Genomic DNA, 18041 nt, shown 5'->3' on the forward strand with positions numbered 1-18041 from the left:
GCGCCCGGGCCGCTCTCCGGCATCTCGTCTCGTCTCCTGTCCTGGGGGGGCTCCCGCGCTCTCGGCCCGGCCGAAATGATTTAAGCATCAACCGAACGGGGAGGGCGGACCGCCCACCCCACCGCCGCCGCCGCGGGGCGGTGGGGTGGGCGGTTCGGGGACCCCCGGGGCGGAGACGTCCCGCCCGCCCCGGGCGGAGGCCGTGGCGCCCCGGGGCGGAGGCCATCGCACCCCGGGGCGGGGACGGGCACAGCAAAGACGCGCACAGCGAAAGCGCCCTGCCCGCCCCGGGGCGGGCGGCCGTCACGCGGGGTGCAGCCCCGGTGCGCCCGCCTGCGTGACGAACGAGGCGGCGGTGGCGATGGGCGCCCCGGGCGTGGTGACCGCGGCCACCGTCCGGTAGTCGGCGCGGGCCTGCCGCTCGTCGAAGGTGACGCGGAGGTAGCCCCGCCGCCCGTTGTAGTACTTCATGTGCGGGTTGGCGGAGGTCAGGTCGTTCCAGTTGGCGGGCCGGTCCGCGCCGTCCTTGCCGCTGGTGACGGAGGTGGCGACGAGCTCGGTGCCGATGGTCCGGGACGCGGGGTCGTCGAAGTCGGCCTTCAGGTCGAGGGCGTAGCCGACGTGGACGTCGCCGGTGAGGACGACCAGGTTGTCGACGCCGGCCGCCTGCGCCCCGTCGAGGAGGCGGGCGCGGGCGGCGGGGTAGCCGTCCCAGGCGTCCATGGAGACCTTGAAGTCCGGGCCGGGCACGTTGCGCCGCTGGGCGACGACGACCTGCTGGGGCAGGACGTTCCACAGCGCGTCCGAGGCCCGCCAGCCGTCGAGGAGCCAGCGCTCCTGCTCGGCGCCGAGCATGGTGCGCGACGGGTCCTGCGAGTCCGGCCCCGGGACGCGCCAGCCGTCGCCGTACGCCTGGTCGGAGCGGTACTGGCGGGTGTCGAGCACGTCGAACTGGGCGAGCCGCCCGAACCTCAGCCGTCGGTACACCCGCATGTCGGGGCCGGTGGGCAGCTGGGACGGGCGCAGCGGCTGGTTCTCCCAGTAGGCGCGGTACGCGGCGGCGCGGCGCAGCAGGAACTCCTCGGGCGGCACGCCGTTCTCCGGGAGCTCGCCCGCGTAGTTGTTCTCCGTCTCGTGGTCGTCCCAGGTGACGACGAACGGGTGCGCGGCGTGGGCGGCCCGCAGGTCCGGGTCGGTCTTGTAGAGGGCGTACCGCAGGCGGTAGTCCTCCAGCGTGATCGTCTCCCGGTTGAAGTGGGCGGGCAGGCGGCGGTCGGTGTAGGCGCGGGCGCCGCCGGTGGCGTTGACGGCGTACTCGTACAGGTAGTCGCCGAGGTGGACGACGGCGGTGAGGTCCGCCTCGTCGGCGAGGTGGCGGTACGCGGTGTAGTACCCGTCGTGGTACGCCTGGCAGGACACCGCGGCGATGCGCAGCTCGGCCGGGCGGGCGCCCGGGTGCGGGGCGGTGCGGGTGCGTCCGGCGGGGCTGATCCAGGTGCCGGTGCGGAAGCGGTAGTGGTAGACGCGGCCCGGTTCGAGGTGGCCCACCTCGACGTGGACGGCGTGGTCGAACTCGGCGTGGGCGGTGGCCCGGCCGCGCCGGACGATGCGGCGGAACCGCTCGTCGTGGGCGATCTCCCAGTGGACGGCGACGCGCGCCGCGGGCAGGCCGCCGCCGGGCTCGTACGGGCGGGGCGCGAGGCGGGTCCACAGCAGGACGGACGTCGGGTGCGGGTCGCCCGAGGCCACGCCGAGGGTGAACGGGTCCTCGGTGATGCGCCGTTCGTCGAGTTCGGCCGCCTGGGCGGCGCCCGCGGTCGGGATGCCGACGGCGAAGGCGAGCGCGGCGGCCGCGCCCGTACCGGTGAGGAAGCCCCGTCTGCCGAGGTGGCGCGCGGCCGCGCGGAGTTCGTTGATGTCGGACGTCATGGGCGGAGTACACCGACCCAGGTTGTCCGTGACACGACATCCATGTGGCGGCCGAATGAGCCTCAGGTGCCGGAGCCGCCGTGCGCCGCACGCCGCGCCGCCGGACCCGGTGGCGGGTCCCCGTCCCCCGTCGGGGCTTCCGCCGGGGCTTCCACCGGGGTTCCCGTAGGGGCTTCGGTAGGGGCTTCCGTAGGGGCTTCCGTAGGGGCTTCCGTAGGGGCTTCCGTAGGGGAACAAGACCCGGGGCCGGTGGGTTGTGCGGACCATGACGATCGACGAAAGCTCCCCCGAGGTCCTGCACTACACCGCGTTCTCCGCCGACCCGAAGGGCGGCAACCCCGCCGGGGTGGTGCTGGACGCCTCCGGTCTCGGCGACGCGGACATGCTGGCGATCGCCGCGGAGGCCGGCCACAGCGAGAGCGTGTTCCTCACCGCCCCGCCGGAGGGCCTCGGCGAGCCCGGCCGGGCGTTCGCCGTGCGGTACTTCAGCCCTCTCGCCGAGGTGCCGTTCTGCGGCCACGCCACGATCGCGGCGGCCGTCGCGCTGGGCGAGCGGATCGGCCCGGGCGACCTGGTGTTCGCGACGCGGGCCGGCGAGGTCCCCGTGTCGGTGACCGAGCGGGACGGCGTGCCGCGCGCGACGCTGACCAGCGTGGAGCCGTACGTCGAGGAGGCCGACGCCGGAGACGTGGCGGAGGCGCTGGCCGCGCTGGACTGGCCGGCGGGGGACCTGGACCCGGCGCTGCCGCCGCGCATCGCCTTCGCGGGCGCCCGGCACCTGGTGCTCGCGGCGGGCTCGCGGGAGCGGCTGGCCCGCCTGGACTACGACTTCGACCGGCTGAAGGCCCTGATGCTGCGCCTGGACCTGACGACCGTGCAGCTCGTGTGGCGGGAGTCGGACACCGTCTTCCACGTCCGCGACCCGTTCCCGGTGGGCGGGGTGGTGGAGGACCCGGCGACGGGCGCCGCGGCCGCCGCCTTCGGCGCGTACGCCCGCGCCCTGGGCCTGGTCCCGGAGGCGGCGGTGCTCACCCTCCACCAGGGCGAGGACCTGGGCCGCCCGGCAGAACTGACGGTCGAACTGCGCACCCGCGACCCCCGCGTACGGGTCTCGGGCACGGGCACCCGCATGTAGTGGCCGGACTTCGGGGGGTGAGGCCGGACCCGGGGGGGCAGGCCGGGCCCGGGCATTCACACCGGAGCGCTCCTCCGGGGTCGGGCCCGGGCGGGCGCACCGGGCCGGAAAACCCGGCGCCCACCCGTCACCGGCGCCCACCCGTCAACCGCTCACACGTCCGCCGCGAACCCCACGAACCGCGCCCACTCGCCACGGCCCACGGCGAGAGGGGGACGCGACACGTCCTTGGAATCCCGCACGCACACGGCCCGCTGGCTCACGGCGACCTCAATGCAGCTGTCACCCTGGGTGCCGCTGTGGCTGGACTTGAACCACGTAAGTTCCGTCGTGTTCACAGCTCTCCTCGGAGTCGCTCCGTCAGATCCCGGGATTCCTTCACTGCGCGTCCGGGGGCCTCCATGTCTTTCGTCAAGCAAGGCGGGGGCTCCTGGGCTCGTAGAAGGTTCCGTCGGGAGCATGGCGAACAGGACGCTGATGCGGTGGCGGGCGAGGCGGAGGAGGGCTTGGGTGTGGGTCTTGCCGCGGGCTCGGCAGCGGTCGTAGTAGGTCCGGGAGGCGGGATCGCGCAGGACGGCGAACGCGGAGAGGAACATTGCCCGTTTCCGCTGCCGGTTCCCGCCCGGGGTGCGTGTTCGCCGTGGATCGACGTGCCGGACTGGCGGGTCGCCGGGGGCAAGTCCGGCGCAGGAGGCAAAGTGGGCGGCGGTGGGGAACGAGCTGCCGTCGCCGACGGTGGCGAGGAGGACTGCGGTGGTCCTGACGCCGATGCCGGGCGTCGAGATCAGGACCGTCGAAAGAGACATCCGATGCAGTTGATCTGTCAAGGCTGGCAGCCCGGGAAGTCTGTCGGTGGTGTGTGGCAGCATCCGCAGCATGACGAGTGCAGAGACAGGTCGTGGACTGGACTTGTTCCGAGAGGGCGATTTCCCCATCTATACGCTGACCTTCGTGCGGGATTTGCCGCCTGCGGAGCTGCTTGCCCGCATGGGGGTAGATCCGGAGACTCTGGTCGCTTCGCGACGCCATGGATCTGTCGGACGACTTGGGTGACGACCTTCTCGACGATGAGGAACCCGTCGTCACCAGCGGCATCGATGGCTCGTGGACGTGGGCATGGGAACAGGGCGGCATGCACGGACTCGATGAAAGGATTTTGAGTCACGTCTCCGTGGGGACTGAGGCCGTCGTGCTCCACTACAACGAGAAGCCGATGCACTGGTTCAAGTACGCGGTAGACGGCGAGATCATCATCGACTTCCACACCCTCCAGGCGATCGAACCGGCGGGGCAGGACCCGGCAAGACTTGATGACGTCATGAGGCCCCTCGGGCTCATCCCTGGCCAGGTAGCGCCCCTGCACAGCGTCCTGGCACTGGTAGAGAACGCTTTCGGCATCCGGCTGAGGCAGCCGGACGACGTAGACGACGAGCGTTGGAGCGGCAGGCTGCTTCCCCTGCCGGGCTGAAAGCCTCAAGCGGCGGCCCTCAGCGCAGGAGTTCCAGGGGACGGGAAGGCCGTGCCCTCGTCATAGACAGAGCGCTTGGTGAGGCAAAGGCCCCCGGTGACACCGCCCCCCCAGGTCATCCGTTCGACAGGGGCAGCAGCCATGCCGGGCCCGGAGGCCAGCGGCCCTCTTGTAGGACCGCAAAAAGAATGACGGGGACGGACCCGCTACTGCCGAGTCCGCCGGACGGCTGAAAGTGCACTGCTGCCTTCCATTTGATGCGTATAGCATCCTTCGGCTGTGTGCCCTGCACGCATGTCCGAGCTCCCTTGAGGAAGGTCTCACTTCGTGTCTCCTGACACACAGTTCTCCAGGTCCTTACGACGCAGACGAATATCCCGCACGGCTATCGCGGCAGCTCTGCTGCTGACCGCCGAGGCCGCGTTCATCGCCGGCGGCGCAGCCGTTGCGGCACCTGTCAGACCGCAGGCGGCAGCGCCCCAGACTCGTCAGCCATCGCAAGAGGAGGTCCTCGCTTCAGACATGGCCTGGGCCGCTCAGCACGCCAAGGGCTCCAAGGCGTGGGCGGTCCTAGAAGCGAAGAAGACCGGCAAGAAGGTCGTCGTCACCGACGAGACGACCTCCACCGCCTACACGGTCGCAAACCCGGACGGGACGCTGACGACCGAGCTGACCACCGGTCCGGAACGAATATGGCGTGATGGAAAGTGGCAGAAGGTCGACGCCACCCTCGCCCCCACTGCCGACGGCGGTGTCACGGCCAAGAGCCACCCCAAGGGACTGCGCCTGGCAGGCCGGGGTGGGACGAAGGCGTCGTCCTTGGCCGCGGCGAGGTCCGCGGCCGCACGGGACCTGGTCACGCTGGGGGGCGGAGACGAGACGGTCACCCTGCAGTGGAAAGGCGGTCTGCCTGCCCCGGTCCTGAACGGCACCACGGCCCGCTACCCGGATGCGGTTCCTGGGGCTGACGTGATCATCGAGGCGACCCGTACCGGCTTCGAGCAGTTCGTCGAGATCGCCGAACGGCCGAGTGTCGGCGACTACTCCTACACGCTGCCGGTCAGGGCCAAGGGCCTGACCGCGAAGGCCAACGACGACGGGTCGGTCTCCTTCGCCGACGCCAGGACCGGTGAGGTGCGGGCGACGATGCCGGCCCCCGTGATGTGGGACGCATCCGTCGACGAGCGGTCCGGTAAGCACGAGAACCGGGCCCGGGTGGGGATGAAGGTCGTCGACAAGGGCCACGGCACCGTGGACTTGGTCCTCACCCCCGACGCGAAGTTCCTCGCCGATCCGAAGACGACGTACCCCGTGACGGTCGACCCGTCGACCTCAGCCCTCGGGAACCTTTTCGACACCTACGTGCAGCAGGGCGAGACGGTCGACTGGTCAGCCGACACCGAGCTCGACTTCGGCAACCCCGGCACGAAGAACCCGGACGGCACTTACCGCACCGCTCGGTCCTTCATCACCTGGAATACGGCCCCCATCGCGGACGCCCTCGTCTCCTCGGCGACCCTGTCGCTGTGGAACTTCCACTCCGGCAACACCGACTGCACTGCTCAGCCCTGGGAGGTATGGACGGCGAACAACGCCACCACCTCCAGCCGCTGGACCAACCAGCCCGCCATGGTCACGAAGTACGCCACCTCCACCGCGACCCGCGGCAACCCCGATTGCAGCGCCACGGACGGGTGGATCACCGCGGACGTCACCACCCTCGCCCAATACTGGGCCGGCCAGAAGTGGAGCGTCTCCGGCATGGGGCTGCGGGCCTCCAACGAGGGTGACGCCCTGGAATGGAAGCGGGTCAACTCCGCGAACAACACCGCCAACCAGCCGAAGCTGACGGTCACCTACAACTACCGCCCCTCGGACGGCACGAACCGACAGGCCGGATCCCCGTTCAAGTCGTACGCCGGCGTGTGGGCGGTCAACACGACCACCCCGATCCTGCGGGACACCTTCACCGACCAGAACGGCGACCAGGTCAACGGCACCTTCCAGGTCTACGACACCGCTACCAACACCCCCATCACCACCCCTCTCGGCGAGGGGCTGCTCCTGTCCCCCTACGGTGACCAAGGCAAGCCGGTGAGCGTCACCGTCCCCGCCGGACAACTCAAGGACGGCCGGACGTACAAGTTCCGAACCAACGCCTACGACGGCACCCACTACAACCTGGACTGGTCACCCTGGACTCAGTTCGTTGTCGACATCACGGCCCCAAACGAACCCTCCCCCGTGGTCTCCAGCACCTATCCTGAGGGCTCCTACGGAGGCAGCGGGGGTACCCAGGGCACCTGGACGGCGACCACCGTGAGCGACGCGAACCGGTTGCAATACCGCATCGACGGCGAGGATCCCGACCCGGACGCAGGAGCTGTGGGCAGGGGGACCTGGCAGACGGTCAACACCACAACCACGAACGGCACAACTACGGCCAGCTTCGCCAGTACGCCCACCGTAGACGGTGCCCACCACATCGAGACACGAGCCGTCGATCGTGCGGATAACATCGGCGTAGCCAACGAGTACGGATTCATCGCCGGTACCGCGCCTGCCGGCCGGGCCCGCAAGGTCGACATCACTCTCAACACTCCAGATCCTGCGGCACCGGACCCGGCGGACTGGGACAACCCCTACCCTGCGTTCGGTTGGAACGGGTGGGAGACCCAGACCAGCTCGGGCACGATCACCCAGAATATACCCCCACTGCTTCCCATGAGGGGGAAGACCATGAGGGCTGGGGACGCGACGATCACTATGACCCCGCTCAAGCAACGCACCCCTGCCGCGGCGAAGGCGATTACCACCGAGCTGCAGCACGCCCGGCAGCGTAAAACGTCGACGTCGGCTACGGCAGCCGGCTACACCGGGCCCATTCTCGACAGTTCATGGTGTGACGCGAGCCTCGTCGGACAGAAGTCGTTCATCCGTCGCACTGAGGCCTGCCTGCTGTTCACCTGGGCCGTCGAAGGAAAAAACGGCACGAAGGACTACGAGCAGCTATACGAGCTGATGTGGCAGTTCAAACTCGACCCCAAGGGCAACACGATCAAGCACTGGGTGCAGATGACGCCACTCCTGTCCCCGATCACGGATCATTGGCCCTCGTCCCCGAAGGCACTGTCGTTCTCCGTCTTCGCCTCCTGCATCCAGGGCGGTTGCGCGAAAACCGACAGCAGCTTCGTGTGGGAGACCGATCGGTTGCCGACCTGGTCTTCGGGCGCGGACACCCATCTCGCGCAGGGCAACGCAGAGACCACCTGGGACGGCAGCGTCACCAATGCCGCCGGACTCCAGGACAAGGATCTGTCCCGAGCCGTCCCCAACCTTATTCAAGGCATCTTCAGCACGGACACACCGAATATGTTCGTGACCGACAACCACGTCACTTCTCCGGGCTCGATCCCCGCCCGCTGCGACAAGGTGTACGGTACCGGGGGATGCGTGATCGCCGCTTACAGCCCCGGCTACGCGATGAACTCGAAAAAGTTCCCCGCCGCTGCGGCGCACGCCTGGTTGGTCCAAAACAAGTTGGCTCCGGAGTTTTTCGGCCGTACTCCCCTCACCCCGCTGCACTACCTCCCGGGCCGTTCCCCAATGGACCGGACCAAGTTCCGCAACGCTGCCAGCGCGAACCAGAAGGGGCGCAGTGAGACCGCGAACCGTTATCGAGTCTGCTCCGGTGCCGCAGCCAACAAGATGGTGTACCACCCGGCCACGGCGCTGCACCCGGCATTGTCCAGCAGGAACAACGACACCCGGTCGTGTGACGAATACTCGTTCAACGCCACCTACGAGTCGGCGGGCATGCCTACGACGGAGGGCGGGCTGAATCCGAAGCCGGTGTCAGACGCCCTGCAGGGACGCGAGTGCGTGCAAACCTACGAGACCAAGCTCCCCGATGGCACATTCCGACTGTACGACGACGAGCGGTTCGCCGCGCCGACCTGGCAAGAGACCTGTGGCCGGTCCTCAATGTCGGTCAATGTCAACTCGCAGTCGATGTCTCGCTTCGGGTCGTTCGCATCCACGTTCCGTCTACTCGACAAGGACACATACTGGGTGGACATCGCCGGGTTCGACAAGTGCGACCCGCTCGCCGATGTGATCAAGTGCGTTCAAACTCCATGACTCCAGGACGCTCCGCATGACGGCAGCCCCCGAGCCCGTGCCCCGGGTTCGGGGGCTGCCTTGTGACCGGGCTCTGGTCAGGAGCCGAGCGGGCGCCAGCCGTCCTGTTCGTACATGGGGTCAGGATCGAACCAGCCCAGCCCGTCACCGGTGGGTGACAGGTAGGGCAGCATGCCCATGGTCCGGGTGGGGCGGGCCTCGACGAGCGCATCGGCCCCGTCCTCCAGCCATTCGGCCAGGCCCACACCGAGCGGCTCAAGCTCGGAGGCATCCGACCACATGCCGAGCATGCCCGTATCCAGGTCGAGGTAGGTGCCGTACATCATCGTGTGGAGAGCAGACGCGGTGACCGGAACGTACCGGACCGACTCATCGCCTGCGTACTCCGACAGCGGCGAGGCGTGCGTACTGACGACGTGTTCAAGCGGCAGCCATGCCTGACCGTTCGGCATGAAATCGACTGCGTTCGCCTGCCTGTGCCAGGGGTCGTCCTCACCCGAGGGAAGGAGTGGCTGTTCCCCGAACTCGTTCAGGTCGACGCCACGTACCCCATCATGTAGGGAGTAGAGGGCACGAAGCTCGGGCGGGAAGCGTACCTCGAGGGCCCGCTCCGCCTCCTCAATCCGCCCTGGTGCGGCAGCCGGTCGCAGCAGCCCGTACGACCTGGGTGCATGCTGGCTCAACCATGTCTCGAAACGGCTCCACGCCGCTTCAACTCGGGCACGCTCACTCATCATCGTCTCCATTGTCAATTTCGCCGTTCGCAGCGGTATCGGATGCTCCTATGGATGTCAAGCCGCAGGAGCGAGGTCGGTTTGCGCGATTTAGTCGGCTGGTGTGCTGGTCAGCACGCGGTACATCGCGCGAGCGGCGAGCCGTTCGAGGCAGCGCATGATGTCCTTCTTGTTCAGCCCTTCCTTGGCGCGGCGCTCGACGTAGGCGCGGGTGCGGTCGTCATAGCGCATGCGGACCAGCACGATGGTGTGCGGAGCGTTGTTCGCGGCCCGGTCGCCGCCTCTGTTGAGGTGACGGTGGTGGGTGCGGCCGGAGGATGCCGGGATCGGGGCGATTCCGGCGAGGTCCCCGTGTCGGTGACCGAGCGGGACGGCGTGCCGTGCGCAACGCTGACCAGCGTGGAACCGTACGTCGAGGAGGCCGACGCCGGGGACGTGGCGGAGGCGCTGGCCGCTCGTGTGGCGGGAGTCGGACGCCGTCTTCCACGTCCGCGACCCGTTCCCGGTGGGCGGGGTGGTGGAGGACCCGGCGACGGGCGCCGCGGCCGCCGCCTTCGGCGCGTACGCCCGCGCCCTGGGCCTGGTCCCGGAGGCGGCGGTGCTCACCCTCCACCAGGGCGAGGACCTGGGCCGCCCGGCGGAACTGACGGTCGAACTGCGCGCCGGCGACCCCCGCGTACGGGTCTCGGGCACGGGCACCCGCATGTAGTGGCCGGACCCGGGGGGTGGGGCCGGACCCGGGGGNCGCCCGGGCCCGGGCATTCACGCCGGGGCGCTCCTCCGGGGATGGGGCTGGGTGCTCACACCGGAGCGCTCCTCCGGGGTCGGGCCCGGGCGGGCGCACCGGGCCGGAAAACCCGGCGCCCACCCGTCACCGGCGCCCACCCGTCAACCACTCACACGTCCGCCGCGAACCCCACGAACCGCGCCCACTCGCCACGGCCCACGGCGAGAGGGGGACGCGACACGTCCTTGGAATCCCGCACGCACACGGCCCGCTCCGTCACGGCGACCTCCACGCAACTGTCGCCCGAGCTGCCGCTGTGGCTGGACTTGAACCACGTAAGTTCCGTCGTGTTCACAGCTCTCCTCGGAGTCGTTCCGTCAGATCCCAGGATTCCTTCGCGGCGTACACAGGCGCCCGCCGGGCAGCCGCGCCCGAGTCCGTGTACGGCCTGCTCCGGAGGGCGAACCCCTGACGCTCGCCCTCACCGGCTCACACGTCCGCCGCGAACCCCACAAACCGCGCCCACTCGCCACGGCCCACGGCGAGAGGGGGACGCGACACGTCCTTGGAATCCCGCACCCACACGGCCCGCTCCGTCACGGCGACCTCCACACAGTCGTCGCCCGAGCTGCCGCTGCGGCTGGACTTGAACCAGACCGGTCCCGTCGTGCTCATAGCTCTCCTCGGAGTCGCTCCAGCAGTTCCCGGGACTTCTTCGCGTCCAGGGCCTGCGAGCGCAGTGTGTCATAGCGGTGACAGAGCAGACCCACCTCTTTCGGGTCAGAGATCAGGCGGCCGTTCTCCTGTCCCTCGGAGTACGCCAGTCGCCGCCTCTGCGGTGTCTCCAGGAGTCGCACGGGTCCGTCCATGCAGGCGTGGGCTTCCGCGTCCGTCGGCATGACCTGCAAGGTCACGTGGCGGGGGGCGGCGCGTTCCAGTACGTGGTCCAACTGGTCCCGCTGTACATCGTGGCCGCCCAGCCCGCGCCGGAACACGGCCTCCTCCACGATGAAGTGGAAGGAGACGGTGGGCCGCTCCAGCAGCATCCTCTGCCGGTCCATCCTCGCCGCCACCTGGGCCTCCAACTGCTCGTCGGTCAGCAGCGGGAGGCGGTTCTCGAACAGGGCCCGCGCGTACCCCTCCGACTGCAGCAGGCCCGGCACCAGGCGGCATTCGTACGTGCACAGGCTCACCGCCACCCGCTCCAGCCGGGCCCACCGCCGGAACCAGGCAGCGAGTCCCACGTCCCCGCGCCCCGGGTCACGTACTTCGACGCCTTCAGCAGCGCCCCCGTGTTCCCCAGCACCTCCTCGGCCCGCTCCACCAGCGCCGCGTCGGGCATCCGCCGCCCCAGCTCCACCGACTCCACGGTGTGCCGGGAGAAGTTCACCAGCTCCGCGAACTCGATCCTGCCGTACCCCGCGTGCTCGCGCAGCGCCTGCAGGACCGCCCCGAACGTCCGCAGGCTGTCCGAGGGGTCGGGTTCCCGGCCCACCTCGTCGCCCGGCACGCCCTCGTCGTCCTCCGCCACACCGCCGTCGGTCATCGCGACCACCTCCGGTTCCGTACCGCGCCGTTCGCCGTCCTGCCGTCGACGGCACCCAGCCTGGCGCGCGGACCGCCGCACGGTCCACGGAACGCGTCCGTACGCTGACGCACCGTACGGACCGCGCGCCCGGAGCGCGCCCGCGTGCGCCCGCCACCGTGGCCCCGCGAGCGCATGCGCCCCGCCGACCGTTTCCCGCCGACCGCGCGGGGCCGGTGGCCGGCCCGGGCCGTCGTCCCGGCGGTCCCGGCGTAGCCCTCGGCGGTTTGTTTCCCCTGCTCAGCGCCGGTTTCCCGGCGACCGGCGCGGCGGGCAACGGGAAACCCATGGCTCCCGGTCCGGGAGGGCGGCCACTCTGGGTCCGTCGGTGGCGGCGGCGGTCGTCGGCCACCGGCACCGGGGAACGGCACCGGCGACCGGGGCCGCGGGGTCGAGAGGGGGAAGGGCATGAGACGCGGACTGGTGTCCCTGTGCGCGGTGCTGGCCGTCGCGGCGGCCGGGGCCGCCGGGTGCGCCCCGGCCGGGGGGACCGGTGCGGGCGGGTCGTCCCGTACGGAAGGGCCGTCGGATCCGGGTACCGCGCCCGCCGGCGGCACCCGCCTCCAACCGCTGACGTGGCAGCAGGAACTGCGCATCACGGACGCCCTGCAGCGGCTGACGAAGCAGTGCATGAACCGCCGGGGCTTCGCTTACCCCGAGGAGCGGGCCCTGTCGCTGGAGGAGAGCCGTCCGGTGCGCTTCGTCCAGGACGACGTCGCGTGGGCCCGGACGCACGGCTACGGCGGGTTGATCGCCCTGAAGGGCGAGCGCGCCCGTGAGGCCCACCCCGTCGGCGCCTACCGCCGGAGCCTTCCCCCGCAGCGGCGCGCCGCCTTCGACGCCGCGCTCGACGGCGGCGAGGACGCCCGGCTGCTGAGGGCGCCGCTGCCGGCCGGCGGTGAGATCCGCAAACGCCTCGGCGGTTGTACGGAGGAGGCCGAGCGCGCGCTCTACGGCGACCCGGCGGAGTGGTTCCGTACGAGCAAGGTCGCCATGGGGGTCGGCTCCCTCTACCGCGACCGCCTGATGCGTGATCCCCAGCTCACCGCCGCGCTGCGGGCGTGGTCCCGGTGCATGGAACGGGCCGGGCACCCCTACAAGGACCCCCAGGCGGCCCGCGACGCCACGAAGGCCGCCACCACCCGCCCGGGCGCGGACCGCGTCGGCGAGGCGTTCGCCGCCGAGCGGCGGACGGCGGTCGCGGACGCGACCTGCGCCCGCCGGACGTCGCTGCGGGCCGTGGTCACGGCCCGGGAGACGTTCTACGAGGGCCGCCTGCGCGACCGGTTCGGCAGGGACCTCGACACCCACCGGTCGCTCGGCCGGCGGGCCTACGACCGGGCGGTGCGCATCGTCCCGGAGCGGGACTGACCCCCCGTCGCCCCACGATGCGCCCCGCCCACCACCACCGGCGGCGTGCCGCCCCGGCACCCGTCACGCTCCACCCACACCACATCCGAAGGGAATCACCATGCGCAAGTTCGCCGCCGCGGCGGCCGTCCTGGGGCTCGCCGCCCTGGGCGTCACCGCCCCCGCCACCGTCGCCCAGGCCACCGACAACGCCGCCACCAGTGCGCTCTGCGACAGCAAGTGGGGCCCGCGCAACGGCAACATGTACGCCTGGGAGCACATCAACTGCGACGGCGCCCTCCTGATGGTCAGCGCGGGCAACAGCAGCTGGTGGGGCGGCTCCCAGGACCGGGCCTCGTCCGTGATGAACCGCGGCTACACCGGCAACCTCGCCTACGTGAAGTTCTACGAGCACGCCAACCACGGCGGCGGCCACGCCTGCCTCAGCCCGTACGAGCTCTACGCCGACAACCTGACCGACAACCGGCTCAGCAACGGCGTCAGCGCCCACGACACCATCTCCTCGCACAAGTGGGTCAACAGCGGGGAGTGCTCGCACTACCTGACCTGATCCGCCCGGTGCGGAAGCCCGGAACCGCCGACGCGGTTCCGGGCTTTCGTGTTCACGCCACTCCGGCCGAAAGCCTCGGTGAGTCCGCGGCCCCCGCCCTAGCCTGGACGCCGCCTGCTCGACGGCCTCATTGCCAGGGGGATGCCTTGAGTGACTCGCAGCCGGGAATCGCAGCGGACCGACGGAACCGCACGGACCGCACGGACCGCACGGACCAGATGGGCCGCACGGACCAGATGGGCCGCACGGACCGCACGGACCGCACCGACCGCACGGGCCATGCGGACCGCAAGGGCCGCGCCGACCGCACCGGCCACACGGACCGCGTGAACTTCGGGGGCCGGGAGTCCCCGGGCTCCGGGTCGTTCGCCGGGGAGTTGCGGCGGCTCAGGCGGGAGGCCGGCCTGTCGCTCACCGACCTGGCGCGGCGCACCCACTACAGCAAGGGGTACCTCAGCAAGATCGAGACCGGTGCCAAGCGGCCCACCGCGGACGTCGCCCGGCTCTGCGACGAGGTGCTGCGCGCCGAGGGCCGCCTGCTGGGGCTCCTGGCGCGGCCGGCGCCCCCCGGCGGCAAAGCAGACACCCCGGCCGACCCGCCGGGGGGACAGCCGGAGGCCGCCTGCCCCTATCGCGGTCTGCTGCCGTTCACCCCGCAGGACGCGAAGTGGTTCTTCGGCCGGGAGCGCGCGACGGCCGCGCTGGTCGAGCGGGTCCTCGAACGGATCGGCAGCGGTCCGCTGGTGCTGGTCGCCCCCTCCGGCGCGGGGAAGTCGTCCCTGCTCAACGCCGGACTCGTCCCGGCCCTGGCCCGCGGGGACCTGCCGGTGGCGGGCGCCGGACGCTGGCCGGTCGTCACCCTCACCCCCACCTCCCGCCCCCTGGACGAGTTGCTGGAGCGCACCGCGAAGGTCCTCGGCGGCGGTCTGGGCGTCACCGTGGAGGAGGTACGGGACGATCCCCTGGCGCTGCTCGCCGCCGTGGCCGCCCGGTCGGACGCCACGGCCCCCGCCGGCGGCGGGCCGCTCCCGCCGTCGCGCCCGGTGCTGGTCGTCGACCAGTTCGAGGAACTGTTCACCGACTGCTCCGACGAGGAGGAGCGGCGGGCCTTCGTCCGGGTCCTCGCCGCCCTGGCCGGTCCGGCCCCGGCGCCGGACGCGCCCGAACCCGCCGTGGTGGTGCTCGGCGTCCGCGCCGACTCCACCGGTGACTGCCTGCGCCTCCCCGAACTGGCCGGCGCCTTCACCGACGGCCTGTTCGTCCTCCCGCCGATGTCGGTGGCGGAGCTGCGGGAGTCGGTCACGCGCCCCGCGGAGCTCGCCGGCATCACCCTGGAGCCCGGCCTCGTGCCGCTGGTGCTGCGGGACGCCGGTCTGGGCGGGGTGCCGACCGAGACCCCCCTCGCCGCCCCGCGCCACACCGGGGAGGGTTCCGAGGGGGTGCCCGACTTCGCGCTCCCGTTGGTCTCGCACGCCCTGCTCGCCACGTGGCAGCGGAGGCGGGGCTCCGCCCTGACCGTCGACGGGTACGAGCGGGCCGGCGGCATCCGGGGAGCGGTCACCCGGACCGCCGAGACCGTGTTCACCGGCCTGGACCCGGCCGGGCGGAGGACCGTCCGGCGGGTCCTGACACGTCTGGTCCACGTCGCCGACGGCGCCGGGGCGACACGGCGCCGGATGAGCCGGACCGCCCTCCTGGAGCAGTTCGCCGACACGGACGGCGCCGCCGCGGTGCTCGACGCCTTCGTACGGGCCCGGCTGGTCACCGTGGACAGCGACACGGTCCAGATCACCCACGAGGCCCTGCTCCACGCCTGGCCGCGGCTGCGGGACTGGCTCCGTGCCGACCGGGCCGAGCTCCTGGCCCACCAGCAGCTGTCCCACGCGGCGGCCGAGTGGGAGCGGGAGGGCCGCGACCCGTCCGCGCTCTACCGGGGCGCCCGGCTGGACGGCGTGCGGGCCTGGCTGGACGACCCGGACGGCCGGCGCCGGCTGAGCCCGTGCGAGGAGGCCTTCCTGCGGGCCGGCCTGGAGGAGGAGCGCCGCCTGCGGGCCCTGGAGAGGCGGCACGCGCGGCTGCGGCAGTCCCTGTGCGCCACCCTCGGCCTGCTACTGGCGTTCGCGGTGACCGCCGGGGCCCTCACCTACCAGCAGCGCGGGGCCGCCCTCCACCAGGAGCGCCTCGCCCGCTCGCGGGCGCTCGCCGTCCAGTCCGCGTACCTCGCCGGCGGCCGGCCCGAGGCGTCGATGGTGCTCGCCGAGGAGGCGTACCGCCTGGAAGCGACCGCCGAGGCGCGCGGGGCGCTGCTCAGCACCCAGTCCCAGCCGTTCTCCGCGCGGCTGGAGGGCCATACGGGGCCGGTGAACGCCGTGGCCTTCGCGCCGGACGGGGTCTCGCTGGCGACGGCCAGTTCCGACGGCACGGTCGCCCTGCGCCGGACGGACGACCACCGCACGACCGCCACGTTCGCCGTTCCCGGCCGTGTGCGCTCGGTCGCCTTCGCGCCCGACGGCCGGATGCTCGCGGCCACCTCGACGGACGGTCCCGTGCACGTGTGGCCCGCTTCCGGCCGCGGCACGCGGACGGTCCTGCCCGACGCCACGAGGGGGGCCCGCGCGGTGGCGTTCGACCCCCGCGGGCGCGGGCTCGCCGTCGCCGCCGCGGACGGGACCGTCCAGGTGTGGGACCCCGCACGCCCGCACCGGCCCGTCGCCTTCTTCACCGGCCACGCCGGGAACGTCAACGCCCTGGCGTACTCCCCCGACGGCCGGACCCTGGTCTCGGCCGGCGCCGACCGGACCGTGCGGCTGTGGGACACCGGCCGCGCCCGCCCGCCGGTGGTGCTGAAGGGGCACACGGACGAGGTGCTCAGCGCGGCGGTCTCGCCGGACGGGCGCCAGATCGCCTCCGGCAGCATCGACCGGACCGTACGGCTCTGGGACCTGCCGGGACGCCGGCTGCTGACGACGCTCACCGGGAGCAGCGACGACATCAACGCGGTCGCGTACCTGCCCGGCGGCTCCACGGTCGTCAGCGGCAGCGGCGACGGCACCACCCGGCTCTGGGACGTGCGGCGCGGCGCCCCGCTGACGACCCTGACCGGGCACACCGACTACGTCCTCGGCGTGGCCGTGAACGCCACCGGAACGGTGCTGGCCACCGCCGGGTTCGACCAGTCGGTGGTGCTGTGGGACCTCGGCGGGCCGGTGCTGTCGGCCCGCCCGTTCACGGAGGTGTGGACGACCGCCTACAGCCCCGACGGGAGGCTGCTCGCCACCGCCAACGCGGACCACACCGTGCGGCTGTGGGACGCGGTCCGCCGCCGGCAGGTGGCGGCCCTGACCGGCCACGACGAGACGGTGTTCTCGGTGGCGTTCGCCCCGGACGGGCGGGTGCTGGCCTCGGCGGGCTCCGACGGGACGGTCCGGCTGTGGGACGTGCCGGGGCGACGGCTCGTCAAGGTCCTCACCGGCCACACGGGCGAGGTGTTCTCGGTGGCGTTCGCGCCCGACGGGCGGACGCTCGCGTCGAGCGGCGCCGACCGGACGGTACGGCTGTGGGACGTGCCGGGACGACGGCTCGTCAGGACCCTCACCGGCCACGCGGACTACGTCAACCGCGTCGTGTTCAGCCCGGACGGCCGGACGCTGGCGAGCGCCGGCGACGACCTGACGGTCCGGTTGTGGGACGTGGCGGAACGCCGCCCGGCGGCCACCCTCGCGGGCCACACCGGCGCGGTGTGCGGCCTGGCCTTCAGCTCCGACGGCCGTACGCTCGCCAGCAGCGGCAACGACGGCTCGGTCCGGCTGTGGGACGTCCCCGGGCAACGGCTCGACACGGTCCTGACCGGCCACACGGGCGCCGTGCGCGACGTCGCGTTCTCCCCCGGCGGGGGGCTGCTCGCCAGCAGCGGCAACGACCGCACGGTACGGCTGTGGGAGCTGCCCGGGCGACGGCACTGGGCGACCCTGACCGGCCACACCGACGCGGTGCAGGGCGTCGTCTTCGCCCCGGACGGCCGGAGCCTGGCCAGCGGCGGCACCGACGGCACCGTACGGCTGTGGGACCTGGACCCCGGGGCGCGGCTGGCCCGGATCTGCCTCCTGCGCGAGCGGACCCCCGTGGGCGGCCGGCCCCTGCCGCCCGAGGCCCGCCTGCCGTGGGGGACCCCCTGCGGACAGGTCTGAGGGGTCGTCGCCTTCGGCGGGTCCGCGGTGGCGGACGAGGGCGCGGGGACGCCGGCGAAGGCGGGGAACCGTTCGGTTCGGCCCTGCGCTCGTGGCGGCGGGGCCGGGGCCCGGCCCCGCCGTGGACGCCGGCACCGGGGGACCGGGGCAGGCCGGTCCGCCCGGCGACCGGGGGGTGGCCCGACCCGTACCCGTCCCGGTCGGCGGGATCCCGG

12 protein-coding genes and 4 pseudogenes are annotated in these 18041 nt (G+C 72.1%); 7 read left to right on the top strand and 9 right to left on the bottom strand.

Going from position 1 to position 18041, the window contains the following annotated elements:
- Positions 1-303: 303 nt before the first annotated feature.
- Positions 304-1929 (bottom strand): alkaline phosphatase D family protein, encoded by a 1626-nt coding sequence (locus MW084_RS07915; protein WP_255130184.1) that lies wholly within the window; start codon positions 1927-1929, stop codon positions 304-306.
- Positions 1930-2194: 265 nt separating this feature from the next.
- Here MW084_RS07915 and MW084_RS07920 point away from each other — a divergent pair, with 265 nt between their 5' ends.
- Positions 2195-3064: a PhzF family phenazine biosynthesis protein gene (locus MW084_RS07920; protein WP_029553838.1), complete on the top strand. Its 870-nt coding sequence runs from the start codon at positions 2195-2197 to the stop codon at positions 3062-3064.
- A gap of 152 nt (positions 3065-3216) precedes the next feature.
- Here the strand turns inward: MW084_RS07920 and MW084_RS07925 are convergent, their stop codons facing one another.
- Together MW084_RS07925 and MW084_RS24525 are read right to left on the bottom strand one after the other, a co-directional pair.
- Positions 3217-3402, bottom strand: coding sequence for a DUF397 domain-containing protein (locus MW084_RS07925; protein WP_010475014.1), 186 nt, complete (start codon positions 3400-3402; stop codon positions 3217-3219).
- A 264-nt stretch (positions 3403-3666) separates the two neighbouring features.
- Positions 3667-3999 (bottom strand): annotated as a pseudogene (locus MW084_RS24525) (transposase); the annotation flags it as partial.
- A 92-nt stretch (positions 4000-4091) separates the two neighbouring features.
- Here MW084_RS24525 and MW084_RS07935 point away from each other — a divergent pair.
- Positions 4092-4532, top strand: coding sequence for a DUF6461 domain-containing protein (locus MW084_RS07935; protein WP_010475017.1), 441 nt, complete (start codon positions 4092-4094; stop codon positions 4530-4532).
- 522 nt (positions 4533-5054) lie between these two features.
- Positions 5055-8672: a DNRLRE domain-containing protein gene (locus tag MW084_RS07940; RefSeq protein ID WP_010475019.1), complete on the top strand. Its 3618-nt coding sequence runs from the start codon at positions 5055-5057 to the stop codon at positions 8670-8672.
- 77 nt (positions 8673-8749) lie between these two features.
- Here the strand turns inward: MW084_RS07940 and MW084_RS07945 are convergent, their stop codons facing one another.
- From MW084_RS07945 to MW084_RS07955, 3 genes and pseudogenes are all read right to left on the bottom strand, one after another.
- Entirely contained in the window at positions 8750-9409 is a 660-nt protein-coding gene (locus MW084_RS07945) for an SMI1/KNR4 family protein (RefSeq protein WP_158684371.1), read from the bottom strand.
- A gap of 87 nt (positions 9410-9496) precedes the next feature.
- Positions 9497-9649: a hypothetical protein gene (locus MW084_RS07950; protein WP_010475023.1), complete on the bottom strand. Its 153-nt coding sequence runs from the start codon at positions 9647-9649 to the stop codon at positions 9497-9499.
- A gap of 15 nt (positions 9650-9664) precedes the next feature.
- Positions 9665-9742, bottom strand: a pseudogene (locus MW084_RS07955) (hypothetical protein); the annotation flags it as partial.
- Here MW084_RS07955 and MW084_RS07960 point away from each other — a divergent pair.
- Positions 9743-10115, top strand: a pseudogene (locus MW084_RS07960) (PhzF family phenazine biosynthesis protein); the annotation flags it as partial.
- A 187-nt stretch (positions 10116-10302) separates the two neighbouring features.
- Here MW084_RS07960 and MW084_RS07965 read toward each other — a convergent pair.
- The 3 genes and pseudogenes from MW084_RS07965 to MW084_RS07975 all read right to left on the bottom strand — a co-directional run bounded on the left by MW084_RS07965 (position 10303) and on the right by MW084_RS07975 (position 11679).
- Positions 10303-10488, bottom strand: a complete 186-nt coding sequence (locus MW084_RS07965) for a DUF397 domain-containing protein (protein ID WP_010475026.1) — start codon at positions 10486-10488, stop codon at positions 10303-10305.
- Between the two features lie 134 nt (positions 10489-10622).
- Positions 10623-10808, bottom strand: coding sequence for a DUF397 domain-containing protein (locus tag MW084_RS07970; RefSeq protein WP_010475028.1), 186 nt, complete (start codon positions 10806-10808; stop codon positions 10623-10625).
- A pseudogene (locus MW084_RS07975) lies at positions 10805-11679 on the bottom strand (helix-turn-helix domain-containing protein). The gene MW084_RS07970 and the pseudogene MW084_RS07975 overlap by 4 nt, the downstream one beginning before the upstream one ends.
- Positions 11680-12126: 447 nt before the next feature.
- Here MW084_RS07975 and MW084_RS07980 point away from each other — a divergent pair.
- From MW084_RS07980 to MW084_RS07990, 3 genes are all read left to right on the top strand, one after another.
- The gene (locus MW084_RS07980; RefSeq protein ID WP_255115478.1) at positions 12127-13089 is read left to right on the top strand and encodes a hypothetical protein; all 963 of its coding nucleotides are present in this window, start codon (positions 12127-12129) and stop codon (positions 13087-13089) included.
- 100 nt (positions 13090-13189) lie between these two features.
- Entirely contained in the window at positions 13190-13639 is a 450-nt protein-coding gene (locus MW084_RS07985; RefSeq protein ID WP_010475032.1) for a peptidase inhibitor family I36 protein, read from the top strand.
- 146 nt (positions 13640-13785) lie between these two features.
- Positions 13786-17826: an nSTAND1 domain-containing NTPase gene (locus MW084_RS07990; protein ID WP_275563531.1), complete on the top strand. Its 4041-nt coding sequence runs from the start codon at positions 13786-13788 to the stop codon at positions 17824-17826.
- The last annotated feature ends 215 nt before the right edge of the window (positions 17827-18041 follow it).

Source organism: Streptomyces sudanensis, from assembly GCF_023614315.1.
Classification (GTDB): Bacteria; Actinomycetota; Actinomycetes; order Streptomycetales; family Streptomycetaceae; genus Streptomyces; species Streptomyces sudanensis.